This is a genomic window from Mesorhizobium sp. M7A.F.Ca.US.005.03.1.1, assembly GCF_003997975.1.
Lineage (GTDB): Bacteria > Pseudomonadota > Alphaproteobacteria > Rhizobiales > Rhizobiaceae > Mesorhizobium > Mesorhizobium ciceri.
Window position 1 is genome coordinate 23877 of the sequence record NZ_RZRO01000047.1, and the last position, 24269, is coordinate 48145.

Annotated in this window: 22 protein-coding genes, 1 other RNA gene and 1 pseudogene; 12 read left to right on the forward strand and 12 right to left on the reverse strand. The window is 62.9% G+C overall.

Annotation, left to right across the window (positions count from 1 at the left end; genetic code table 11):
- Positions 1-15: 15 nt before the first annotated feature.
- Both EN990_RS19705 and EN990_RS19715 read right to left on the reverse strand, forming a co-directional pair.
- On the reverse strand, positions 16-1617 hold the full coding sequence (locus EN990_RS19705) for a cisplatin damage response ATP-dependent DNA ligase (RefSeq protein ID WP_024503421.1): 1602 nt from the start codon (positions 1615-1617) through the stop codon (positions 16-18).
- 232 nt (positions 1618-1849) lie between these two features.
- Positions 1850-2860 carry a ligase-associated DNA damage response exonuclease gene (locus tag EN990_RS19715; RefSeq protein WP_013527947.1) on the reverse strand — a complete coding sequence of 337 codons (1011 nt, stop codon included), beginning with the start codon at positions 2858-2860 and terminating at the stop codon, positions 1850-1852.
- Positions 2861-2966: 106 nt separating this feature from the next.
- On the opposite strand from EN990_RS19715, the gene EN990_RS19720 reads away from it, so the two are divergent.
- Positions 2967-3896, forward strand: a complete 930-nt coding sequence (locus tag EN990_RS19720) for a methyltransferase domain-containing protein (RefSeq protein ID WP_127369628.1) — start codon at positions 2967-2969, stop codon at positions 3894-3896.
- A gap of 286 nt (positions 3897-4182) precedes the next feature.
- Positions 4183-4545 (forward strand): hypothetical protein, encoded by a 363-nt coding sequence (locus EN990_RS19725; protein WP_127369629.1) that lies wholly within the window; start codon positions 4183-4185, stop codon positions 4543-4545.
- Here EN990_RS19725 and EN990_RS19730 read toward each other — a convergent pair whose 3' ends face one another.
- The 7 genes from EN990_RS19730 to EN990_RS19760 form a co-directional block, all read right to left on the reverse strand.
- Positions 4546-5487, reverse strand: a complete 942-nt coding sequence (locus EN990_RS19730; protein WP_127366681.1) for a glyoxylate/hydroxypyruvate reductase A — start codon at positions 5485-5487, stop codon at positions 4546-4548.
- Positions 5488-5516: 29 nt separating this feature from the next.
- Positions 5517-7148: an ABC transporter ATP-binding protein gene (locus EN990_RS19735; protein WP_013527943.1), complete on the reverse strand. Its 1632-nt coding sequence runs from the start codon at positions 7146-7148 to the stop codon at positions 5517-5519.
- Positions 7145-8290, reverse strand: coding sequence for an ABC transporter permease (locus tag EN990_RS19740; protein WP_027161790.1), 1146 nt, complete (start codon positions 8288-8290; stop codon positions 7145-7147). The genes EN990_RS19735 and EN990_RS19740 overlap by 4 nt, the downstream gene beginning before the upstream one ends.
- Complete coding sequence (locus EN990_RS19745) at positions 8290-9387, reverse strand: microcin C ABC transporter permease YejB (RefSeq protein WP_013527941.1); 1098 nt, start codon at positions 9385-9387, stop codon at positions 8290-8292. Before EN990_RS19745 ends, EN990_RS19740 begins: the two co-directional genes overlap by 1 nt.
- A 30-nt stretch (positions 9388-9417) precedes the next feature.
- Positions 9418-11286, reverse strand: coding sequence for an extracellular solute-binding protein (locus EN990_RS19750; protein ID WP_127385031.1), 1869 nt, complete (start codon positions 11284-11286; stop codon positions 9418-9420).
- Positions 11286-13160 carry an extracellular solute-binding protein gene (locus EN990_RS19755; RefSeq protein WP_063169976.1) on the reverse strand — a complete coding sequence of 625 codons (1875 nt, stop codon included), beginning with the start codon at positions 13158-13160 and terminating at the stop codon, positions 11286-11288. Before EN990_RS19755 ends, EN990_RS19750 begins: the two co-directional genes overlap by 1 nt.
- A 157-nt stretch (positions 13161-13317) precedes the next feature.
- Positions 13318-13995 (reverse strand): cytochrome c family protein, encoded by a 678-nt coding sequence (locus EN990_RS19760; protein ID WP_013527938.1) that lies wholly within the window; start codon positions 13993-13995, stop codon positions 13318-13320.
- Positions 13996-14188: 193 nt separating this feature from the next.
- Between EN990_RS19760 and EN990_RS19765 the strand changes: the two genes are divergently transcribed.
- On the forward strand, positions 14189-14917 hold the full coding sequence (locus EN990_RS19765; protein WP_027161787.1) for a 3-deoxy-manno-octulosonate cytidylyltransferase: 729 nt from the start codon (positions 14189-14191) through the stop codon (positions 14915-14917).
- A gap of 9 nt (positions 14918-14926) precedes the next feature.
- Positions 14927-15790 carry a prephenate dehydratase gene (locus tag EN990_RS19770; protein ID WP_013527936.1) on the forward strand — a complete coding sequence of 288 codons (864 nt, stop codon included), beginning with the start codon at positions 14927-14929 and terminating at the stop codon, positions 15788-15790.
- On the opposite strand, the gene EN990_RS19775 is transcribed toward EN990_RS19770, so the two are convergent.
- From EN990_RS19775 to EN990_RS19785, 3 genes are read right to left on the reverse strand one after another with little or no spacing between them, the layout of a single operon-like run.
- Positions 15787-16092, reverse strand: a complete 306-nt coding sequence (locus tag EN990_RS19775; protein WP_027161785.1) for a Dabb family protein — start codon at positions 16090-16092, stop codon at positions 15787-15789. The genes EN990_RS19770 and EN990_RS19775 overlap by 4 nt on opposite strands.
- A 37-nt stretch (positions 16093-16129) precedes the next feature.
- On the reverse strand, positions 16130-17074 hold the full coding sequence (gene nudC, locus EN990_RS19780; RefSeq protein WP_013527934.1) for an NAD(+) diphosphatase: 945 nt from the start codon (positions 17072-17074) through the stop codon (positions 16130-16132).
- Between the two features lie 41 nt (positions 17075-17115).
- Complete coding sequence (locus EN990_RS19785; RefSeq protein ID WP_013527933.1) at positions 17116-17535, reverse strand: HIT family protein; 420 nt, start codon at positions 17533-17535, stop codon at positions 17116-17118.
- A gap of 172 nt (positions 17536-17707) precedes the next feature.
- Here EN990_RS19785 and ffs point away from each other — a divergent pair.
- The 8 genes and pseudogenes from ffs to EN990_RS19825 all read left to right on the forward strand — a co-directional run.
- Positions 17708-17804: signal recognition particle sRNA small type (gene ffs, locus EN990_RS19790), an RNA gene on the forward strand.
- 105 nt (positions 17805-17909) lie between these two features.
- Positions 17910-19730, forward strand: a complete 1821-nt coding sequence (locus EN990_RS19795) for a DNA polymerase III subunit gamma/tau (RefSeq protein WP_127368036.1) — start codon at positions 17910-17912, stop codon at positions 19728-19730.
- Positions 19731-19760: 30 nt separating this feature from the next.
- The gene (locus EN990_RS19800; RefSeq protein WP_013527931.1) at positions 19761-20084 is read left to right on the forward strand and encodes a YbaB/EbfC family nucleoid-associated protein; all 324 of its coding nucleotides are present in this window, start codon (positions 19761-19763) and stop codon (positions 20082-20084) included.
- Between the two features lie 14 nt (positions 20085-20098).
- Positions 20099-20506: a hypothetical protein gene (locus tag EN990_RS19805; RefSeq protein ID WP_127368035.1), complete on the forward strand. Its 408-nt coding sequence runs from the start codon at positions 20099-20101 to the stop codon at positions 20504-20506.
- Between the two features lie 230 nt (positions 20507-20736).
- Positions 20737-21663, forward strand: a complete 927-nt coding sequence (locus tag EN990_RS19810; protein ID WP_013527929.1) for a cell wall hydrolase — start codon at positions 20737-20739, stop codon at positions 21661-21663.
- Between the two features lie 191 nt (positions 21664-21854).
- Positions 21855-22460 (forward strand): recombination mediator RecR, encoded by a 606-nt coding sequence (gene recR / locus EN990_RS19815; RefSeq protein ID WP_013527928.1) that lies wholly within the window; start codon positions 21855-21857, stop codon positions 22458-22460.
- A gap of 26 nt (positions 22461-22486) precedes the next feature.
- The gene (locus EN990_RS19820) at positions 22487-23800 is read left to right on the forward strand and encodes a lytic murein transglycosylase (protein ID WP_024503438.1); all 1314 of its coding nucleotides are present in this window, start codon (positions 22487-22489) and stop codon (positions 23798-23800) included.
- A gap of 261 nt (positions 23801-24061) precedes the next feature.
- Positions 24062-24269, forward strand: a pseudogene (locus tag EN990_RS19825) (ABC transporter substrate-binding protein); the annotation flags it as partial.

Genomic DNA, 24269 nt, shown 5'->3' on the forward strand with positions numbered 1-24269 from the left:
CCCGCACCGCGCTAATTATCGGTCGAGCAGCGCCTGCAGCGTTTCGATGCGGTCGGCCTCGTTGGCCGGCTTGTCCCAGCGCAATCGCGAAATGCGGGGAAAGCGCATGGCGACGCCGGATTTGTGCCGGGTCGAGCGGTTCAGTCCTTCGAAGGCGACTTCCAGCACCAGGCCGTTGTCGCGGTCGGCCCGCACCGAGCGCACCGGCCCGAAACGCTCGATCGTGTTGTCGCGGACATATTTGTCGATCTGCTTCAACTCCTCGTCGGTGAAGCCGAAATAGGCCTTGCCGACCGGTACCAGTTCTTCTTCGCCTTCGGCACCTGTCCAGACACCGAACGTATAGTCGGAATAGAAGCTCGACCGTTTGCCGTGGCCGCGCTGCGCATACATCAGCACCGCGTCCACTGTGTGCGGATCGCGTTTCCACTTGAACCACGGACCTTTCGGCCGGCCGGCGACATAGGCTGAGTCCCAGCGCTTCAGCATGACGCCTTCGATGATCGGATGCGGCGGCGCCCGGCGCAGTTCCTCCAGCGTTTGCCAGTCCGTGAAGTCGACGAATGGCGACAGATCGAAACGGCTCGGGTCGAGTGTCGCGACAAAGCTTTCCAGCCGGCCGCGCCGTTCGCGAAACGGCAGCGCGCGCAAATCCTCGCCGCCGACCTGGAGCAGATCGTAGCAGCGCATGAAGGCCGGGTATTGCTGCTGCATCTTCGGTGCCACCGTCTTGCGATTCAGCCGTTGCTGCAGATCGGAGAAGGTTCCCGTCGCCTCCCGGGGATCGCCGACAAGCAGTTCGCCGTCCAGCGTTGCGGAAAAATGCATGGCCTCGGCGAGGTCCGGAAAGGCGCCCGAAACGTCATCGCCGGTGCGCGAATAGAGCCGGCGGATGCCGCCCTCCGCCACCGCCTGGACACGGATGCCGTCCCATTTCCATTCGGCGGCATAATCGGCCGGATCGAGCTTTTCGAGATCGCCGTCGCCGACCGGGTTCGACAGCATCACCGGGCGAAACAATGCCAACGCCGTGTTCCTGGGCTTTTCGGCCTTGCCTTCCAGCCAGGCGAACAACGCTGTGTAAGGCGGTGACAGCCCGTGCCAGAGCTCCTCGATCTCCGCGACCTCGACCTTGCCGAAATCCGCCAGCGCCTGTTTGGCCAGACGCGCCGACACGCCGATGCGCAGGCCGCCGGTGACCAGCTTGATGATGGCAAAGCGTGCCGAGATGCCGGCGCTGTCGAGCAGCCCCGCCAGCACCTTGGGCCCGTCGGAGCGGCTTGCCGCCTGCAGTTTGGCGACAACCTCGCCAAGCGTCGGCTCGCGGTTCGGGATGTTTCCGGGCGTTTGCGGCCAGACCAGCGACACCGTTTCGGCGAGATCGCCGACATAGTCGTAGGAATAGCCGAACAGCACCGGATCCATGCGCTCGGTGACGAGCATGCGCAGCATCGCCGGCTTGACCGCGGCGATGTGGAGATCGCCAGTGATGGCAGCCAGCGCCAGGCCGCGATCGGGATCCTCGACGCTGCGGAAATAGTCGGTCAGCAAGGTCAGCTTGCCGTTGCGCGACGGCGTCAGCACCAGGCGGTCGAGAAGTTCGGCGAAGCGGTTCATGGCGGCGTGAACCTCGCCAATCTGGGAACGTCGCGTTCTGTCGCGCCCCCCTCTGTCCTGCCGGACATCTCCCCCTCAAGGGGGGAGATTGGATATCCCCACTGCTTTCGCCAATCTCCAACGTCGCGAGAATGAGCGCAGCGTCGAAGCAGCCGATCTCCCCCCTTGAGGGGGAGATGTCCGGCAGGACAGAGGGGGGCGCCGTAGGGCGCAAAATCAGCCAAAGGTGTCATCAATCGCCCTCGTCCTCGTAGCCCACCAGGTGCAGCGGCCGCGCCGCGATGCCTTTGAGCTCGCACCAGCGGACCAGCGCCTCCTCGCGGCCATGCGTCACCCAGACCTCTTCGGCTCCGGTCTCCTTGATGGTGGCGGTCAGCTCATCCCAGTCGGCATGGTCCGAGATGATCAGCGGCAGTTCGACGCCGCCCTGCTTGGCGCGCTGGCGGATACGCATCCAGCCTGACGCAAAGCACGAGATCGGATCGGGAAACCGCCGCGCCCAGCGATCCGCGAAGGCCGAAGGCGGGCCGACGACGATGGCGCCGGCAAAATCATCCTTGCCGCCGCTTTCGACGGTCGCCGGTTCGAGGGTGCCGAGATCGATGCCTTGGCTCTGGTAGTACTCACTGAGCTTGGCCAGCGCGCCATGGATGTAGAGCGGCCTGTCGTAGCCGGCGTCGCGCAACAGCCGCATCACCCGTTGCGCCTTGCCCAGCGCATAGGCGCCGACCAGATGCGAGCGTTCGGGGAACTGCGCGGCCGATTTCAGCAGGCGGGCGATTTCTTCGGTGTCGGGGGGATGGCGAAACACCGGCAGGCCGAACGTCGCTTCGGTGATGAACACATCGCACGGGATCGGCTCGAATGGCGCGCAGGTCGCGTCCCTCTGCCGCTTGTAGTCGCCGGAAGCGACGATGCGCGTGCCCTGATGCTCGACCGCTATCTGCGCCGAGCCCAGCACATGGCCGGCCGGATGGAAGCTGACGCTGACGCCATCGAGGGCAATCGTCTCGCCGAGCCTTGCCGCTTGTGTTGTTCCAGCGAAATCCTCGCCGTAGCGCAGCCCCATAATGTCGAGCGTCTGCTGCGTCGCCAGCACCGAGCGGTGGCCGGAACGCGCGTGGTCGGAATGGCCATGCGTGATCAGTGCCCTGTTGACCGGCCGCACCGGGTCGATGAAGAAATCGCCCGGCGGGCAATAGAGGCCCTCGGGCCGGGGATGAAGCAGAACACTGGTGCGCATGGTCTCCAAGATAGGATATAATTCCGCGGCGGGAAGCCTGTTGTAAGTCACTGCTGACTCCCGCATAGAGCACCGCCGGCTCGATCCGCCGGCAGGACCCGCCGCCATGAAACCGCTTCAGGCCTCGTCAGGCGACTTGAACGCCGATCGCCGCGCCGACTATGCCGAGATGCTGCACGCTGATGGCGATCATGCGGCGGCGGCGGAATTGCTGCTCGGTGCACTGGAAATAACGCCGCAATGGGCGATGGGCTGGTTTCGCCTCGGCGAGATGCAGCAGGCGGCGGGCGCGGCGGATCTGGCCGCACAGGCGTGGACGATGTCGTTGCAACTCGATCCATCGGATCGTCAAGGCGCTGCACTGAACCTGCAATTGATCGGCATGGCGCCGGCGGTCGATGCGCTCCCCAGCGCCTTCGTCGAGACCTTGTTCGACCATTATGCCGAGAGCTTCGACGAGTCCCTGGTCGGCAGGCTGGGTTACCGCCTGCCTGGGATGCTCGACCAGGCCATTCGAGCGGCAAGGCCGGGCCGCTTCGCGCTGGCGCTCGATCTCGGCTGCGGCACAGGCCTGATGGGGCAGAGGCTGCGGCCGATCGCCGACCGGCTGGAGGGGTATGACATTTCGGCCAAAATGCTGAGAAAGGCGCGGGCCAAGGGCGTCTACGATTTCCTCGACAAGGCCGATCTGCGGGATCTTCCCTATGCCGGTCCGAAAGCCGATCTGGTGACGGTGGCCGATGTTTTCATCTATGTCGGTGCGCTGGGCGGCGTGGTGAAGACGATTGCCGGCCTGCTGGCCACGGATGGCCTGTTCGCGTTTTCCGTCGAGACGCTGGCTGGCGATGGCGATTTTGCGCTGCTGCCGTCACGCCGCTATGCGCATGCGCAACGCTATGTGCTCGACGTGCTGGCCGCCAACGGGCTTTCGGTCCTGTCACTGGAACCAACCGCGATCCGGCAGGATCGCGGGGAACACGTCAACGGGTTGGTCGTTGTGGTCAGGGCTCCGAACTCAGCTGAACAAAAGACCTGACGACAGCCGGTCGGCGGTGTCGGCAGCTTTTCGTCGGGTGCGATAGGAATTTTTTCTTGACACCCTGCCCTCAGCTATGGTACATTTTCGCCGATGGTGCTGATTTGCGCCAGTGACCCGCCGGACAGGCGGGTTTTTCGTTTGATGCTCCGTCAGCCGCGCGCCTGCGGAGGGGCAGCCTCGCCGCCTCGCAAATATTCCTGCTGTGAAAAAGTCCGATTTGCATGCGCGACTGATATTTGCGATCTGCTCGCGTCAGGGCGGGATATCAGGAGGAGCATAGCCGATGCGCTGGAACATGATGATCTTGGCCTCTTGCCTGCTGACCGCCGGCTGTGTCGGTGGCACTTCGATGTCGGAACAGCAGGATGCGAACGTCCAGTCGTCCCTGCAATACGACAGCGTGCCGTGCGACCAGTTGCTGGCGCAGCGCAATGGCTTGGCGCAGCAATACAACCTGCCGATCAAGGCCAAGCCGACCTTCTCCAATCCGGCGATGGGCTTCGGCCCGTTCACGCCGGACATGCGCTCGAAGGCCAAGCGCGATACCGACAAGGCGAGCGGTGAGATCGATGCCATGAACCGGTCGATCGATCGACGCGACTGCGGCCAGCCAAACAAGCAGAAGAAGCTCGCTCTGCCCGGCTAGCTAATACCCCGCCTTGCGGTCCACCAGATTGTCGAGCTTTTCGCCGCGTTCGAAGGCGTCCATCTGGCGCAGCATGATCGGCGCCAGATGCACCGGATCGGAGGTCGCCGCCGCGTGTGGCGTCACGAACACTTTCGGATGCCCCCACAGCGGACTGGTCTTCGGCAGCGGTTCGACCTCGAACACGTCGAGGCTTGCCTCCTTCAACGTGCCGTCATCCAGCGCCCGCAAAATGTCGGCATCCTTCTGCAGGCGGCCACGCCCGGCATTGATCAGCACCGAGCCGCCGAGGCCGTTGCGTTTCCGCAGCTCCTTCAGCACGCCGTAGTTGATGATGCCCTTGGTCTCCGGCGTCAGCGGCAGAAGCACCACCAGGATGTCGGTTGCCTTGAGGAAGGGGATCAATCCAGCTTCGCCGGAATAGGTCGCGACGCCTTGCATGGCCTTGTCGCTGCGCGACCAGCCATTGACGGCAAAGCCGAGCGAGAGCAGCACCGAGGCCGCGGCGCGGCCGAGACTGCCGAGGCCCATGATGCCGACCGAAATGTCACCGGCAGGCCTCTGCTGCGGCTCATGCCAGATCTTCTTCGACTGCTGCGACCGGTAGAGCAGGCCCTGGCGGTGATGGTCGAGCACCCGCCAGACGACATATTCCGTCATGTACTGGGTGAGGTTGTCGGCAACGATTTTGACGATCGGCACGTCGGGCAGGCCGGGATCGGCGAAGATATGGTCGACGCCGGCGCCGATCGAGAAGATGGCGCGCAGATTGGGCAGCGACGCCAGGATGTTCGGCTTCTGCTTCCATACAACGGCATAGGTGATCGAGGGGTCGCTGGCGCCGTCCGGCTCCAGCACCACCTCGCGTTCGGCCGACAGCAGGTCGCGCCAGCGCTGCGGATGAAAGCCGGTGACGGCAAGCAGGATGCGGCCTTTTTCCATTGCGGTCCTCTAGTCCCTCTTTACGCAAATCACTCGCTGACGATGCCGACCGGTGCCGTCTCGATCTTGAAGGCGGCCGAGATCAGCGCCCGAGTATAGTCGGTTTGCGGATTTTCAAAAATCTGCTGGGAAGGGCCGGCTTCGACGATCCTGCCATTGCGCATGACGATGACGTCGTTGGCGAGCGCCCGGATGACTTTCAAATCATGGCTGATGAAGAGATAGGCGAGATCGTGCTTGGCCTGCAGGCTGCGCAGCAGGTCGACAACCTGCGCCTGCACGCTCATGTCGAGTGCCGATGTCGGCTCGTCCAGCATGACGAAGCGCGGGTTGAGCACCATGGCGCGTGCGATGGCAACGCGCTGGCGCTGGCCGCCGGAAAACTCGTGCGGGTAGCGGTTGCGGGTCGCCGGATCGAGCCCAACCTCCTTCAGCACGGCGGCCACCTTGTCGTCGCGCTCGTCGGGCGACAGCTTCGGCTCGTGGATCTTGAGGCCTTCCTCGATGATCTCGGCGATCGACATGCGCGGGCTGAGCGAGCCGAACGGATCCTGGAAGACGATCTGCAATTCGCGCCTGAGCGGCCGCATTGCATTGAAGGACAGCTGGTTGATGTCGCGACCGTTGAACTGGATCATGCCGGTCGACGAGATCATGCGCGCCAGCGCCAAGCCGAGCGTCGTCTTGCCGGAGCCGGATTCGCCGACCACGCCGAGCGTCTGGCCGGCGCGCACGGTGACATCGATGCCGTCCACTGCCTTCACATTGTCGACGGTGCGGCGGAAGAAGCCCTGCTTGATCGGGAACCAGACCTTTATGTCCTTGCCGGTCATGACCGGCTTGGCGTCGGCATTGGCGGCCGGCGGCTTGCCCTTCGGCTCGGCCGCCAGCAGATGCCTTGTGTAGGCATGCTGCGGATTGGCGAAAATCTCCTTGGTCGGGCCGGTCTCGACGATCTTGCCCTTGGTCATCACGCAGACGCGGTCGGCAATCTTGCGCACGATGCCGAGATCATGGGTGATGAACAGCATCGACATGCCCTTGCGGCTCTTCAAGCCGGCCAGCAGTTCGAGGATCTGCGCCTGAACGGTGACGTCGAGCGCCGTCGTCGGCTCGTCGGCGATCAGAAGTTCGGGCTCGTTGGCCAGCGCCATGGCGATCATCACGCGCTGGCGCTGGCCCCCGGACAACTGGTGTGGATAGGCATCGAGGCGCTTGTGCGGATCGCGGATGCCAACCTCGTTGAGCAGGGCCAGCGTGCGCTCCTTGGCGGGGCGGTCGGCCATGCCTTGGTGCAGCTTCAGGATCTCGACGATTTGATGCTCGATCGTGTGCAGCGGATTGAGCGAGGTCATCGGCTCCTGGAAGATCATGGTGATCTTGTTGCCGCGCACCTGCCGCAACTGCTTCTCGCCCATCGCCAGCAGGTCGTTGCCCTGGAACACGATCTTTCCCGAGGGGTGGCTGGCGCTTGGATAGGGCAAAAGCTTCAGCACCGAAAGCGCCGAGACCGATTTGCCGGAGCCGGATTCGCCGACCAGCGCCACCGTCTCGCCCTTGGCGATGTCGAACGAGATGTGGTCGACAGCCGTCGACTGGCCGCCGCCCTGGCTGAAGGCGACGCTGAGGTCCTGTACGCTGAGCAAGGGGGCTTCGCTCATCTGAACGTCTTGCGCGGATCGAAGGCGTCGCGCGTCGCCTCGCCGACGAAGACCAGCAGGGACAGCATCAGCGAGATGACGACGAAGCCGGAAATGCCGAGCCACGGCGCATTGAGGTTGCGCTGCGCCTGCTTGAGCAATTCGCCGAGCGAGGCGGAGCCGGGCGGCAGGCCAAAGCCGAGATAGTCGAGCGAGGTCAGCGTCGAGATCGAGCCCGAGAGCAGGAAGGGCATGAAGGTCAGTGTCGCCACCATGGCGTTGGGCAACAGGTGCCGGAACATGATGGTGCGGTTGGGCACGCCGAGCGCCCGGGCCGCGTTGACATATTCGAAATTGCGGGCGCGCAGGAACTCGGCCCGCACCACGCCGACCAGCGCCACCCAGGAAAACAGCAGCATCAGGCCGAGCAGGATGAAGAAGCCCGGCGGCAGGATGGCGGCGACGATGAGCAGGAGATAGAGCACCGGGATGGCGGACCAGATCTCGATGAAACGCTGGAACAAGAGATCCGTCCAGCCGCCGAAATAGCCTTGCACGGCGCCGGCCGCGACGCCGATCAAGGCGGAGCCGGCGGTCAGGATCAGGCCGAACAGCACCGAAATGCGGAAGCCGTAGATGACGCGCGCCAGCACGTCGCGCGCCTGGTCGTCGGTGCCGAGCCAATTCCAGTTGCCGACGATGCAGGCGGGGTCGGCAGCACCCTGCGGATACTGATTGCAGCGTGTCTTGGCGTCATACTGCCACGACGGCTTGGCCGGTGCTGCTTCGGGAATAGCGTTGTTGACCGTCTGATAGGAGTAGCGCACCGGCGGCCAGATCATCCAGCCATTGGCGTTGATCTCGTCCTGGATGACCGGATCGCGATAGTCGGTGACGGCATAGAAGCCGCCGAATTTTTCCTCGGGGTAGGCGACCAACACCGGAAACAGGATTTCGCCCTTGTAGGAAGCGATGATCGGCTTGTCGTTGGCGATGAACTCGGAAAACAGCGACAGCACGAACAGGACGAGGAAGATCCACAGCGACCAGTAGCCGCGGCGGTTGGCTTTGAAGTTCTGCAGGCGGCGCTTGTTGAGCGGCGACAGAAACGGCCGCTTGATCCGCGCGGGTGCCGCGTCGACGGGGACTGTAGCCTCCGACATCAGACGTCTCTCCGCTCGAAATCGATGCGCGGATCGACCCAGGTGTAGAGCAGGTCGGACAAGAGCCCGACGAACAGCCCGAGCAGCGAGAAGATGTAGAGATTGGCGAACACCACCGGATAGTCGCGCTCGACCACCGACCGGAAGCCGAGCAGACCGAGGCCATCGAGGGAGAAGATGTTCTCGATCAGCAGCGAGCCGGTGAAGAAGGCCGAGATGAAGGCGCCGGGAAAACCGGCGATGACGATCAGCATGGCGTTGCGGAAGACGTGGCCGTAGAGCACCTGCCGTTCCGACAGACCCTTGGCCCGCGCCGTCACCACATACTGTTTGCGGATTTCTTCGAGGAACGAGTTCTTGGTCAGCAGCGTCGTGGTGGCGAAGGCCGACAGCACCAGCGCGGTCAGCGGCAATGTCATGTGCCAGAAATAGTCGACGATCTTTCCCCACCACGACAATTGATCCCAATTGTCCGAGGTGAGGCCGCGCAACGGAAACCAGTCCCAGAAAGACCCGCCGGCAAACAGCACCATCAGCATGATGCCGAACAGGAAGCCCGGAATGGCATAGCCGACAATGACGACGCCGCTGGTCCAGACGTCGAAGGGAGTGCCGTCCTTGACCGCCTTGCGGATGCCGAGCGGGATCGAGATCAAATAGGACAACAGCGTGATCCACAGCCCGATCGAGATCGACACCGGCATTTTTTCCAGGATCAGGTCGAGCACCGAAATGTCGCGGAAATAGCTGTCGCCGAAATCGAAGCGGGCATAGTTCCACAGCATCATGCCGAAGCGCTCGAGCGGCGGCTTGTCGAAGCCGAACTGCTTTTCCAGCTTCTTGATGAATTCCGGATCGAGCCCCTGCGCACCGCGATATTTCGAGCTGACGTCACCGGCGGCATCGAAATTGCCGCCGGCACCCGCGTCGCCGCCACCACCGCCGAGGCGGTCGCTGCCGCCCTGATTGGTCAGCCGGGCGATGACCTGTTCGACCGGACCGCCGGGGGCGAACTGGATGACGGCGAAGGATATCGCCATGATGCCGAACAGCGTCGGGATCATCAAAAGGATGCGGCGCAGGATATAGGCGCCCATCAGGCCTTCTGCCCTCGTTGAGCGAACATCTCAGCCTTTGCCAATTCTTGCCGCCTTGCCCTTATCGAACCACCACAGCGTCTCGACCGGAAAGCCGAAATCAGGCTTCTGTTCGACAAAGCCGAACATGTCCCAATAGGCGACGCGGTGATTCGCCAGATAGTATGTTGGAATCCAGTCCAGCCGCGCGCGCAAGACCCGGTCGAGCGCTCTGAGCGCCGTGACGAGTTCTATACGGTCTTTCGCCTTGGCTGCTGCCGCGATCAGGGCGTCGATGGCCTTGCTTTCGGTGCCGGGATAGTTGCGCTGCCCCGGGATTTTCGCCATGCGGGAATCATAGAGCATCTGCAGGCTGTCGTCAGTCGGCGTCGCCCCGATCGACCAATGCAGCAAGGCAAGATCGAAGTCGTAATTGCTGTGCCGCTGCTCATACTGCGCCGAATCGATTTGCCGGATCGATGCGTCGATCCCGATCGCCTTCATATTCTCCGACCACGGGGTGTAGATACGAACGATGCCATCGTCCTCCGCCAGCATTTCGACCCGCAGCCGCTCACCCTTGTCATTGACGACGAAACTGCCGTCGCGCTTCCAGCCGGCTTGCGCAAGCAATCTCGAAGCCTCGCCCAGCAGCTTGCGGTCATGGCCCGAACCGTCGGACAGGGGCTGTGTTACCGCTTCACCGAAAACCTCTGGCGGCAACTCGGCCCGGAATGGCTCCAGCAGGGCCAATTCGTCAGGCGAGGGCAGGCCTTCGGCCTTGTAATCCGATCGTTCGAAGTTCGATTGAGAACGCTCGTAGGAGCCGTAAAACAAGGCCCGCTTCATCCATTCGAAATCGAAACATCTGGCGATCGCCCGCCGCACCCGCTCATCGCGGAATTGCGGACGACGCTGGTTCAGCGCGACGCTCTGCATGTCTGGCGTCTTCTCGCCGGGAAATTCCCGTTTGAGGACCTTGCCGTCCTTCAGCGCCGGAAAGTCGTATCCGGTCGCCCATACCCGTGAGGTGAATTCCTCGCGAAAATGCGTGTCGCCTTTCTTGAAGGCCTCGAATGCCGCCTGCCGGTCAAGATAGAAGTCGATGCGGATGCGGTCGAAATTGTAGAGGCCGCGGTTCACCGGGAGATCGCGGCCCCAATAATCGGCGACGCGGTCATATTCGACCGTCTGTCCGGCCGCCACGCGTCCAATCTTGTAGGGTCCCGAGCCAAGCGGCGGCGTCATGGTCGAAGCATCGAAATCATTGGCCGTGTAAAAGGCCTTGGAGACGATCGGCATCCCCACGATCGCAAGGACGTTTTGCGCCGACTGCTTGCCGTTGAGGGTGAGATCGACGGTGGTGGGATCGACCGCAACCACGTCGGTCATGTACCGCAACGCCTGGGAAAGGTTCGGATGGCCCTTGTCCTTATAGAGCTTCAGCGCAAAGACAACGTCTTGCGCGGTCAGCGGCGAGCCGTCGTGGAAACGCGCTTGCGGTCGCAGCACGAAGCGGAAACCGTTGCGGTCTGGCGACAGGGCAACGGTTTCGGCAAGCAGGCCATAGACTGCATCCGGCTCATCGAGCGCGCTTGTCATCAGCGAATCGAAACAGAGTTCGGCGCGCGGCGGCGCCTCACCCTTCAACACCAGGAAATTCAACGTGTTGAAGGTCAGGAAGCTCTGATTGAGGGTTGCGTTCGGCGGCGCGAAATTCATCTGGCCGCCCTTGGGCGCGTCCGGATTGACGTAGTCGAAATGCGCGAAATCGGGCTTGTACTTGAGGTCGCCGAAGGCGGACAGGCCATGCAGCTTGATGCCGGTCGCAATGTCGGCGAAGGCCCGGCCCGGCAACAGGGCAGCGGCTGCCGCGGCACTGCCCAGGGCGAGAAAGTCGCGGCGAGGCAGGGCCGCCATCAATTGCCGCCCTTGTATTTGGCCGCCAGCGCCTTCTCCTTGTCCGGGTCGATCCACCAGGAATCGATGTCGGGACCCAAGTAAGTCGGCTGTTTTTCCGGGATGCCGAATTTGTTCCAGTAGGCCAGCCAGGTTACGGATCGGGTGAATTGCGGGACGCAATAGAAATTCCACAACAGAACCCGGTCGAGCGCATGAGTGGCGGCGAGCAGGTCGTCGCGATCCGTCGCGAAGATAACGCGTTCAACCAGTGCGTCGACCACTGGGTCCTTGATCCCCGCGTAATTTCGTGAGCCCGGTGTATCGGCTGCCTTCGAACTCCAGTACTCGCGTTGTTCATTGCCCGGCGAGTCCGACTGCGGCAGCCGAGAGGTTATGACGTCGTAGTCGAAATTGTTGACGCGAGCGATGTACTGGCTGGTATCGACTATCCTGAACGAAGCCGAGATGCCGATCTTTCCCAGCATATTTACAAATGGATTGACCGTTTGTTCGGCGCCCTGGTCGAAGCCCAGAATCTCGACGGTAAAAGGCTCCCCGCTTTTCTCATTGGTCATACGGCCATTCTGGATTTTCCAACCCGCCGCCGCAAACAGATCGATCGCTTCGCGCAGGTACGACCGCTCGGCCTTCGGGCTATCGAAGACCGGAAGCTTGAACTCCTGGGTAAACAGTTCTGGCGGGAGCTTGCCCTTGTATTGATTGAGGATCTCCAATTCTTTGCCCCGCGGCAGTCCGCTCGAAGCAAGTTCGCTGCCCATGAAATAGCTGTTGGAGCGGGTGTTGAGGCCGAAGGATTGGGTGCGGTTCAAGGTTTCGAAGTCGAAGGCGTAACCGAGCGCCTCGCGCACGCGCCGATCCTGGAACTTTGTCCGTCGCGTGTTCAGCATGAAACCTTGCATCGAGGCGAGTGATGTCGCCTTGAACTCCCGCTTGATGACATCGCCGGCTTTGAGAGCCGGAAAATTGTAGCGCGTCATCCATAATCGCGCACTGTTTTCAGCCTGGATGTCCTCATATCCGCCTTTGGTGAAGGCTTGCCACGCGGCGTTGTCATCGAGAATGTAGGTGTAGCGTCTGGTGTCGTAGTTGTTGCGCCCGACATTGATGGCCAGATCGGCGGCCCAGAAGTCCGGAACGCGTCGCCAGACGACTTCCGAACCAGGTTTGAAGCTCTCGATCTTGTAGGGTCCAGAGCCGAGCGGGATTTCAAGGCTTGGCTGGGTGATGTCGCGCTTCTTGCCGTTGGCATCGGTGCCTTCCCACCAGTGCTTCGGCAGCACCACCACATCCGCCATGATCAGCGGTAACTCGCGATTGCCCTTCTGATCAAAACGGAACTCGACTTCCCGATCTGAAACGGCGACCGCCTCGGTGACGTTGGCGAAATAGCGGTTGAACTGCGGACTTTCCTTTTTGAGAAAGTTGAATGACCAAATCACGTCATCCACGGTGATCGGTTGGCCATCATGCCATCTGGCACGCGGGTCGAGCCGATAAGTTGCGGATGAAAAATCGGCTGGGTACTTGTAGGCGTCTGCTATCTCGGGATGGTTGACGCTGCCCTCGTCAAGGGATTTCGCCATCAGCGACTGGTAGAGGAGCCCACCCTGATAGTTCAATCCTGCGGCAGGGGTGCCGCGTGCGATGAAAGGATTGAAGCTGTCGAAGGTGCCGAGTTCCACCGAATTCAGCGTGCCGCCCTTGGGCGCGTTCGGATTGACGTAGTCGTAGTGCTGGAAATTGGCGCCGTATTTGGACTCGCCGATCAGCGATGAGGTGGTGCGCCATTCGTCGGCGCGGGCAGCCTGCAATCCCGCCGCCAGAAGGGCTGCCGCCAGCAACGACTTGAGAAGCGTTCGGCCAACCGTCATGCACTATCCTCTTCGCGATGCCCGTTCATGGGCAATCTAGATGATTTGGCGCTCGTGAAAACCGTCATGCGCGGCTTTGTCGCCGCCTATGCGGTTTTCCCAATAAAAAAGCCGGGCTGAACCCGGCTTTTTCAAGGTCGTTGAGATGATATCGAAATTATTGGGCAGGCGCCGGTGCCGGTGCGGCCGGAGCCGGGGCGGCGGGAGCGGCCGGCGCGGCACCCTCAGCCGGCTTTGCCGGAGCGGCTGCATCGGCAGGCTTGGCGCCTGCATCGGCGGCAGCCCCTGGTGCCGGCAGCGGCTTGGGATTGTCGGACAGCGTGCGCAGATAGGCGATGACGTTGGCGCGGTCCTCGTCCTTGGGCAGGCCGGCGAAGCCCATGGCGGTGCCCTTCACGAATTTCTTCGGCGAGGTGATGAAGTGGTTGATGTTGTCGTAGGTCCACTTCTCGGTGCCGCCCTTGGAGAATTCCTTCATGCCGGCCGAATAGGCAAAGCCTTCATGCTCGGCGACCGGGCGGTCGACGAGGTCCCACAGGTCCGGGCCGACCTTGTTGGGGCCGCCCTTTTCGCCGGAATGGCAGGCCTGGCACTTCTTGAAGACGGCGGCACCCTGCTCGACATTGGCGGTCGCCAGCAGATCGGCGATCGGCTTGGCCGCGGCGGCGGGCGCGGCCGGACCGCCTTCGGCGGGCTCGGCGGCCTCGATGGCGAAACCAGGCTTTTCCGGCGCCGGCGACGCAAACAGCGCATCGGACACAATGCCGACCGAGAAGACGACGAAAACGGTTCCGAGCAATCCGGCGAGCAGTTTGTTGACTTCGTTGGAATCCATACGCCCCTTGCTCCCTTTTCCGGCGGACAGAACCGTCCACTCCGTCCGTCGGTATCGTGACCCGCCCTGCCAGGGCGGTCAAATCGGGCGGAAACTAGGTCTTTTGCTGCGGCGTTGCAACACCTATAAGGGCGCTTCCAGTGAGACCTTTTGCCACTTTCCCTGTCCTCTTTCGAGACGCCTTGCACCCGAAATGTCCACGCTGATCCTGATCCCGGCCCGCATGGCTTCGACCCGCCTGCCGGGCAAGCCGCTGGCCGACATCGCCGGCGCCCCGATGATCGTCCATGTCGCCCGCCGCGCCGCCGAAGCCGGCCTTGGCCGGGTGGTGGTGGCGACCGACACGCAAAGCGTGGCGCAAGCGGTGCGCGCGCACGGTTTCGAGGCCGTGATGACGCGCATGGATCACGAATCCGGCTCCGACCGCATCCACGAGGCGCTGGTCGCGCTCGACCCCGGGCGCAAGGTCGAAACCATCGTCAATGTGCAGGGCGACCTGCCGACCATCGATCCCCGGATCATCGCCGCGTCGCTCAGGCCTTTCGAGGACAGTGCGGTGGATATCGCCACGCTCGGCGTCGAGATCGTCCGCGATGAGGAAAAGACCAATCCCAATGTCGTCAAGATCGTCGGCTCGCCGCTTTCCGGCAGCAGGCTGAGGGCGCTCTATTTCACCCGTGCCACGGCGCCTTGGGGCGAGGGGCCGCTCTACCATCATGTCGGCCTCTACGCCTATCGCCGCGAAGCACTCGAGCGTTTCGTCGCGCTGAAGCCGTCGCCGCTCGAACGGCGCGAGCGGCTGGAACAGTTGCGGGCGCTGGAAGCCGGCATGCGCATCGACGCCGAGATCGTCCAGTCGCTGCCGCTCGGCGTCGACACGCCTGAAGACCTCGAACGCGCCAGAACAATCCTTTCAACCTGAGATATCGGCATGCCTGAAAAGACCAACAGAATATCCTTCCAGGGCGAACCGGGCGCCAATTCCGACACCGCCAGCCGCAACATGTTCCCTTCGATGGAGCCGTTGCCCTGCCCGACCTTCGAGGATGCCTTCAACGCGGTCGAGACCAACAAGGCCGACCTCGCCATGATCCCGATCGAGAACACCATTGCCGGGCGCGTCGCCGATATCCATCATCTCCTGCCGGAATCGAAGCTGCACATCGTCGGCGAATATTTCCTGCCGATCCATTTCCAGCTGATGGTGCTGCCAGGCGTCAAGCGCGACGAGATCAAGACGGTGCACAGCCACATCCATGCGCTTGGCCAGTGCCGCAAATACGTTCGCAAGAACGGTTGGAAGGCGATCGTCGCCGGCGACACGGCCGGCGCCGCCAAAATGGTCTCCGAGGTCAAGGACCGCAGCATGGCGGCGCTGTCGCCGGCCCTGGCCGCGACCCTCTACGGGCTCGATATCATCGAGCAAAACGTCGAGGACACCGACTCAAACGTCACCCGCTTTGTCGTCCTGACCAAGAACAAGCAATGGGCCGAGCGTCCTTCGCCCGACGTCAAGATGATGACGACCTTCATCTTCCGCGTCCGCAACGTGCCGGCCGCGCTCTACAAGGCGATGGGCGGCTTCGCCACCAACGGCATCAACATGACCAAGCTGGAGAGCTACCAGCTGGGCGCTTTCACGGCGACGCTGTTTTACGCCGACATCGAGGGCCACCCCGACGACCCGCTGGTCAAGCTGGCGCTGGACGAGCTTCGTTTCTTCTCGCGCGAAGTGCGCATTCTCGGCGTCTATCCGGCCAGCGAGTCGCGTGAGCAGTGGAAGGTTGCGGACTAGATCACCGCGCCCAGCGGGACATAGTCAATCTCCATGAAGGTCTCGACCTCCGGCACCCAGCGGTCGCGCACGAAGGCGACATGGTCTGGATGGTCGTTGTATCTGGTGTAGGCGGCCTGGTCGGCGAACTCCATCGAGAAGCCGAAACGATAGTCGTTCTTGGGGCTGATCTGCCGCAATTGCTCGAAATGCGTGACGCCCCTGATCGCGGTGAGGATCCTCTTGGCGTCGACCAGGAACCGCTTTTCCTCCAGCGAATGCGGCGGATGCTTCAGCGTGAAAACGACGGTGTGACGGATCATGTCCTGCTCCTGCAATGTCTTTAGGTGTTCGCTGCCATCATTCTGAATCGACCCAGGCGCGGATGAGGTGATGCGCAATGGCGCCTTTCGGCGGCGTGATCAGATTGTCCTGGTGCGTCCTTTCCAGCATCCGGCGCACCTCGTCGCGAAAAAACCAGCGGCAGTCCTCAAGCTCGTTGAGGTCGGCCTGGATATCGTCATTGAGCGGCTCGCCGAAGCAGCCGATCATCAGCGAATAGGGGAACGGCCAGGGCTGGCTGGCGTGGTAGACGACGCGGCCAAGCCGGATGCCGGCCTCTTCCAGCGTCTCGCGGCGCACCGCCGCCTCGATCGTCTCGCCCGGCTCGATGAAGCCGGCGAGGGCCGAATACATGCCAGGCGCGAAATGACGGCCGCGCCCGAGCAGGCACTTCTCCCGCGTCGCCGTCAGCATGATCGCCACCGGGTCGGTGCGCGGAAAATGCTCGGTGCCGCAATTCGGGCAATGCCGCTTGTAGCCGCCGGCCCGCATCTGCGATTCCGTGCCGCATTTGCTGCAGAAGCGATGGCTGGCATGCCAGGCGAGCAAAGCCGCCCCTTGCGCCATCGCGCCGGCCGCCGCCTCGTCGATCAGCCCTTGCATGTAGACCGAGCGGTAGTCGATGGCCTTGACTGTTTCCGGAAGCTGTTCGGGTTCGACGCCGGCGGGCACGGCCAGCACCGGTCCTCGTTCGGAAAAGCCGAGCAGGATGCCTTGCGCCAGGGAAACCTTGAAGGGCTCGCTCTCGGTCGCACCGAACCAGGGATCGAGAGCGCCGCCATCGCCGAGCTTCAGATAGAGCCGGCCGCCATGCATCAGAAGCAGCCGCGTCGCCGGATCGGCCAGCGCCTTGTCGACCGAATCGTCGGCGCGGTTCTCGGACTGCCGGTCGATCGTGTTGCCGGCGAAGCCGACGAACTGGCTCGGCTCGCGCAAAGGCGCGTCAAACAGGCGGAAGCTCATGGGGACTCTGGAATATGTTGAGGGATGGACACGGGGAACGCTTATAGCGCCGCCTTGATCGTTTCGGCAAACCGTCGCAAGTCGGAACGTTGATAGGGCTCTCGCAGGCCATGTCCCCACACAGGACCTGGCCAGCCGGGATCGCCTTCAGAACGCGCGATGACATGGATGTGCAACTGGCGCACGATGTTGCCGAGCGCGCCGGTGTTGATCTTGGTGCAGCCGGTCGCTTTCTTCAGCGCCTGCGCCACCATATTGGTCTCGAAGGTCAGCATCGCCTGGTCGAGCGGCGTCATGTCGTGGATTTCCTCCGCGCCGGGGCGCTGCGGCACCAGCAGCAACCAGGGCCAGCGGCGGTCGTTCATCACCCGCAGCTCGCACAGCCCAAGCCACATCAACTGCTCGCTGTCCGCCTCCAGCCGTGCGTCCAGCGTGAATCCGGCCTTCAGGCCCGGCAGCATCGGCGTTTCCCTTGCTTTTCTTGTTTTCCTCAAACGCAGGAACGCTAGAGCGGCGGCAGGGGGGCTGCAAGCGAATCATTGCGCCCCTCACGCTTTGGTGCGCCAATTCCATATTTTTGCGATTTCTGCGGCGCACTTGCATTTCGTCGCGCAATTGCCGATATGGAAAGCGGGAGGTTGGTGGTGGACGATCCACTCGCCAACCGGGTCAGGTCCGGAAGGAAGCAGCCCTAACGAGCCCGGAACGGGTCATTGTTCCAGCCTCCCACCTCATCGGCCCCTCTCGCGACATTGACGACGCATTGCAGCGCGGGCGAGACTATGCGCAGGAATCGGCCGCCTTCGGGCGCGGCCATTTGGAGCTTTACGGGCGTATGAGCGAAGCCGGAAATTCGGGACCAAAGAGCCTGGAGATAGGCAAGGCCGCCGCCTATCGCGTGCTGGCACGCAAGTACCGTCCTTCGAACTTCTCCGAGCTGGTCGGCCAGGAGCCGATGGTGCGCACCCTCACCAACGCCTTTGCCACCGGCCGTATCGCCCAGGCCTGGATGCTGACCGGCGTGCGCGGCGTCGGCAAGACGACGACGGCGCGCATCCTCGCGCGCGCCCTGAACTATAAAACCACTGATATCGACCAGCCGTCGGTCGACCTTGCCGTCCTCGGCGAACATTGCCAGGCGATCATGGAAGGCCGCCATGTCGACGTCATCGAGATGGACGCCGCCTCGCACACCGGCATCGACGACATCAGGGACATCATCGAGCGCGTGCGCTACGCGCCGGTCTCGGCCCGCTACAAGGTCTATATCATCGACGAAGTGCACATGCTGTCGACGCAGGCCTTCAACGGCCTTCTGAAGACGCTGGAAGAGCCGCCGCCGCACGTCAAATTCATCTTTGCCACCACCGAAATCCGCAAGGTTCCGATCACCGTCCTGTCGCGCTGTCAGCGCTTCGACCTGAGGCGCATCGACGCCGGCGCGCTGGTCGGGCATCTCGCCTCGATCTCGGCCAAGGAGGGCATTTCGGTCGACGACGACGCGCTGGCGATGATCGCGCGCGCCGCCGAGGGCTCGGCTCGTGATTCGCTCTCCATCCTCGACCAGGCGATTGCCCATGGCGCCGGCTCTGTCGGCGCCGACGCGGTTCGGGCGATGCTGGGGCTTGCCGACCGCGCCCGCATCGTCGACCTGTTCGAACATGTGATGAAAGGCGATGTGGCGGCAGCCCTTGGCGAATTCCGTGCGCAGTACGATACCGGCGCCGATCCGGCCGCCGTGCTGACCGACCTTGCCGAATTCAACCACCTCGTCACCCGGCTGCGTTTCGTGCCGACGGCCATCGAGGATGCCTCGCTATCCGAGGACGAGCGGCAGCGCGGCGCCGATTTCGCCAGGACGCTGTCGGTCAGGGTGCTGTCGCGGACGTGGCAGATGCTGCTCAAGGGCATTCCAGAGGTGCAGTCCTCCAACCGGCCGGTCAGTGCCGCCGAAATGGTGCTGATCCGGCTGGCGCATGCCGCCGACCTGCCGACGCTGGACGAGGCGTTGAGATCGCTTGAAGGCGCCGCGCCGGTGCAGAATGGCGCGCTGCGCCCAAATGGGGCGCCCGCAGGGGGAGGAGGCAACGGCAACGGCGTCAGCGCGGTGGCGCAGACGCGCATGCCGTCTGGCCCGGGCGGCGCGCAGACCATGCGGCTGGTCGAAGCCTCGCCTGCGCCCGTTGCCTACGTCGCTCCGCCGGAGCCGGTCACGGAGGCGCAATCGGCGCCGCTGAAATCGCTGGCCGACATCATTGCCCTGGCAGACGCGCAGCGCGACATCGCCTTCAAGGTGCTGGTCAAAAGCTGCATCCGGTTTGTACGCATCGAGCCCGGCCGCATCGACGTTGGCCTGACCAGCGATGCGCCCAAGATGCTGCTCAACGACCTGACGACGAAATTGCGCGCCTGGACCGGTCGCAGCTGGCTTGTCTCGCTGTCGAAGGAAGAGGGCGGCCAGACGCTCGCCGAAATGGAATCGGCCAAACGCGAGACGGCTTTTCTCGATGCCAAGAGCGACCCGACAGTGGCCGCCATCCTGGCGCGCTTTCCCGGTGCCAAGATCATCGATGTGCGCATTCCGGACGCGCCGGAAGCCGAAACGGCAGAGGCCGAAGTGCCGGTCGAGCCGCCGGCTGACGACGATGAACCCTGATCCAGCCACGAATCCGCAAAGGACCCGACCATGAAAGATCTTCTCGGCCTGATGGGCAAGGCGAAGGAAATGCAGGCCAAGTTCCAGGCCATGCAGGACGAGATCGCCACGCTGGAAGCGTCCGGCCAGGCCGGCGGCGGCCTGGTCAATGTGACGCTGACCGGAAAATTCGAGATGAAGTCGTTGAAGATCGATCCGTCTCTGTTCAAGGAAGACGATGTCGAGATCCTGGAAGACCTGGTGCTGGCCGCTCACAACGACGCCAAGACCAAGGTCGAGCAGATCATGCAGGAAAAGACCAAGGCGCTGACCGCGGGCCTGCCGATCCCGCCGGGAATGAAACTGCCCTTCTAGCCTTCGGTGCGGCCATGGCCGAAGAGCCGTCCGAAAGACTGATCGAGCAGCGTATCCGCAACAGGATCTACGAGATCCTGGAAATCCTGGCCGATTGTGACGACGGCGTCGATCTCGTCGGCATCAAGGGTTATTTCTATCTGTTCGAGGATTTCCTCCATCGCCCATCGATCGAAGCCGGCACATCGGCGCTTTCGAAGGACGAGCGCGCGATCGTGCTGGAGATCGCCGAATTCCTCGAGGCGGCAAGCGAGACAAATCCGGACTTCACCAAGGCTGAGTTCATAGACAGCGACTGGCCGGGAAAGATCGCGCCGACGGCCAGGGAGGCGCGGACGCTGTTCCTCCGGCGCGGCCTGTTTTCGGAGAGGGTCGAGGAGCTTGAGCCTGGCCAGCCGGCCGCGATAGCGGCCGGGCGGTAGATCGCTTCAGGAAAAATCGCGTGGTGCTTTCCCTTGGGGCAATTGCGGCGAAACAAAGAGAGAGCGGTCATCGCTTTTGTGAAATGACGGCTCGATCTATCTGGAAAGCCACGAAATTGTGCCAATTTGGCAACAGTACGTTGTTAATAACGTTTTGGCCATCATTTTGCCCGAAAGTGTCTCATTCTTGCCGCAGCCTGGGGGCGGGCACGAAGTGAGAGGGTTACCTGTTGATTTCCACGCGATGGAAGACGCCGCTGTTGCTCGGCGCCGTCATTTCACCCCTGTTTTTGGCTGCCTGCAGCCAGACCACTTCACACGGCATGTCCGTCGCCAGCCTGACCGACGCCATCACGCCGGGTTTCCTGAGTTCAGGGGCCTACAGCCACACGCCGAAGGACAAGGAATGCCTGGAACGGGCGATGTTCTTCGAGTCGAACCGCTCGAGCCGCGACGGCATGATCGCGGTCGGCACGGTGGTGATGAACCGGCTGCGCTCCGGCAACCATGGCAGCACCATCTGCCAAGTGGTGGGCGAGCCCGGGCAGTTCGCGCCAGGTGTCATGACAAGGCCGATGAATTCACGCGCAATGCCCGATGTCGAGGAAGCCGCCGACGCGGTGCTGAAGGGCGAGCGCAAGTCCAAGCTCAAGAACACCATGTTCTTCCACACAGCCGGCCTCCGCTTCCCCTACAAGAACATGCACTACACCATGGTTGCCGGCGGCAATGCCTTCTACGAGAAGCGCGGCCGCAACTGGCAGCCGCTGCCGGATGAGCCGCAGGTCGCTATTGCCTCGGCGGCGCCCGACAAGTCAGCCGCGCCGGTGACGATGGTCGCGTCCGCCGAGCCGGTGCGTCCAGCCAGGACGGCAACCGTTCGATCCGCTCCCGCCCAGCAGACCTATGTGACCGCCGCCGCCGCGCCGGCCGCGAAATCCGCGCGTGTCTCGCAAGAGCCGACGGTGGTGGCGATGCAGGAGCCGATGGAAGAGCCGGATGCCGCGCGTTTTGGCGGAAGCTTGAACACAAGGGTCATCTCGTCGGTTCAAGACGCGCCGCAAGAGGCGTCGATGGGGTTCCAGTCGACGCCTGAGAACACAGACGCCATTGGCGCGATGATTGTCAGCCAGGGCCGGCCGCTCGAGACCAACTGATCTGCGCCCCGCGGTCCGCCAAGGCCCAATATGGCGGTCATGCGGATGCAGATGTTCCAAAGCGCTCTGAAAAATCCTGGAGCGGTTCACCGTTTCGCGGAAACGGTGAACCGCTCCAGCTTTTCGTTTTGACGCAATTCCGGACGGAAAACCGCTTCGCACTTTTCCTGGAATTGCTCTAGATCAGAGCGATGTCGAAGCGAATCGCCGGTCCCGAGATCGAACGTCTGATCCAGCTCCTGGCCAAGGTGCCGGGGCTGGGACCCCGTTCGGCCAGGCGTGCCGCCCTTCATCTGATCAAGAAGAAAGAGCAGCTTTTGTCGCCCCTTGCCGCCGCCATGGCCGAGGCGGCCGACAAGGTGCGCATCTGCTCGACCTGCGGCAATGTCGATACATCGGACCCTTGCATGATCTGCACCGATCCGCGCCGTGATGCCGGCACCATCATCGTCGTCGAGGACGTCTCCGACCTGTGGGCGCTGGAGCGCGCGGCGGCGATGAATGTGCGCTACCACGTGCTCGGCGGCACGCTGTCGCCGCTCGACGGCATCGGCCCCGAGCAGCTCAACATGCGCTCGCTGGTTGATCGCGTCGCCGGCGGCGAGGTCAAGGAGATCATCCTTGCCGTCAACGCGACGGTCGAGGGCCAGACGACCGCGCATTACCTCACCGACCAGTTGTCCGGCTTCGACATCAAGGTGACGCGCCTTGCGCATGGCGTGCCGGTCGGCGGCGAACTCGACTATCTCGATGAGGGCACGCTGGCCGCGGCGCTGCGTTCGCGGACGGCGTTTTGACAAAGTTGCGGCAGGGGATGCGGGTCATGATTTTTGCGCGTCCTTCCAGGCTGGTGCCAAGCACCCCCCTCGACAGGACGGAGAGGGGTGCGAAGGAACGCAAACCTCTCAGATTGGTTCTGTTTTCCTTTTTTGCAGTTCTTCTCTCGGTCTTTTCCACCCCCGCCTCCGCCGCAAAGATCGACGACCAGTTCCGCGCCTGGCTGCAGAACGACCTCTGGCCACAGGCCAAGGCGAAAGGCATTTCCAAAACCACCTTCGACGCCGCCTTCGACGGCATCAAGCCCAATCTGAAGCTGCCGGACCTGGTCAAGCCGGGCGAGAAGGCGGCCACGCCGCAGAAGCAGCACCAGGCCGAATTCGGCTCACCCGGCGCCTATTTCGCCGAGAAGACGGTTCGCGCGGTGACGGCGGGCGGGCGCGCGCGCGAAGCCGCCAATGCCAGGACACTTGCGGCCATCGAAAAGCGCTATGGCGTGCCGGGCGAAGTGCTGCTGGCGATCTGGGGCCGCGAGACCGGATTCGGCGCGGCGAAGATGCCTTATGACGCCTTCGAAGTGCTGGGCACCAAGGCATTCATGTCGACCAGGAAGGACTTCTTCCGCACCGAACTGCTTGCCGCACTCGAGATCGTCGAGCGCGGGCTGGCTCCGGTCGGCGCGATGAAATCGTCCTGGGCCGGCGCGCTCGGCCAGCCGCAATTCATGCCGACCTCGTTCCTGAAACATGCCGTCGATTTCGACGGCGACGGCCGCGTCGACATCTGGAACTCGACGCCGGACGTGTTGGCCTCGATCGCCAATTATCTCGTCCACTATGGCTGGGTAAAGGGTCGTGGCTGGGGATTCGAGGTGACGGTGCCGGAAAGCGTTTCCTGTTCGCTGGAAGGCCCGGACCAGGGCAAGAAAATCTCGCAATGGGCTGATATGGGCATCAAGCGCGTCGGCGGCAAACCGTTTCCAGTGAGTGAGCTGAAGGCCGAAGGCTTTCTGCTGATGCCGGCAGGGCGCAGCGGCCCGGCCTTTGTCGCCACGCCCAATTTCTACGTGCTGAAGCAATACAACACCAGCGACCTGTACGCGCTGTTCATCGGCCATGGCGCCGATCGCATCGCCCATGGCGATCAGAACTTCGCCGGCAGCTGGGGCGCGGTCGGCGGGCTGCACCGTTCGGACATCGCCGCCCTGCAGCGGGCGCTGGAGGCCAAAGGCTATGATGTCGGCAGCGCCGATGGCCTGCCCGGCTTCAAGACCCGCCGCTCGATCGGCATATGGCAAGCCAAGAACGGCCGCGCCGCCACCTGCTTCCCTGACGCCGACCTGGTCGCAGTGCTGAAATAGCTCCGAAATTAGCAGATTTTTCTCGATCGGCAGCCTCGATTGGCTGGCCTATGCGTCGACACCCCACCGGCCTTTCTGGCCCAATGAGCCGTCGTATAAATGCTCGTTGCCCGCCACGGGGCCGCCGGATATGGTGTTGACCAACTGGACAAAAACCACGACGGTAAGTGGGCAGAGGGGCCGTCTCCAGGCCCCGAAAAAATTCCGCAACCCTGAGCCGGGAACTCAGGTCAACAAACAACAAAACAGGGAACAATCACAATGATGATGGAAAAGCTTGCTCTACGCTCTCGCTTCCTGCTCGCGGGTGCCGCCATGTCGGCGCTGCTTCTGGCCGGCGCGCCCGCCGGTGCGGTCACGCCCGCCGACACGCTGGTCGAAGGTTTCGCGATCGACGACATCATCTCCATGGATCCGGGCGAGGCGTTCGAGCTGTCGACCGCCGAGGTCACCGGCAACACCTATGATC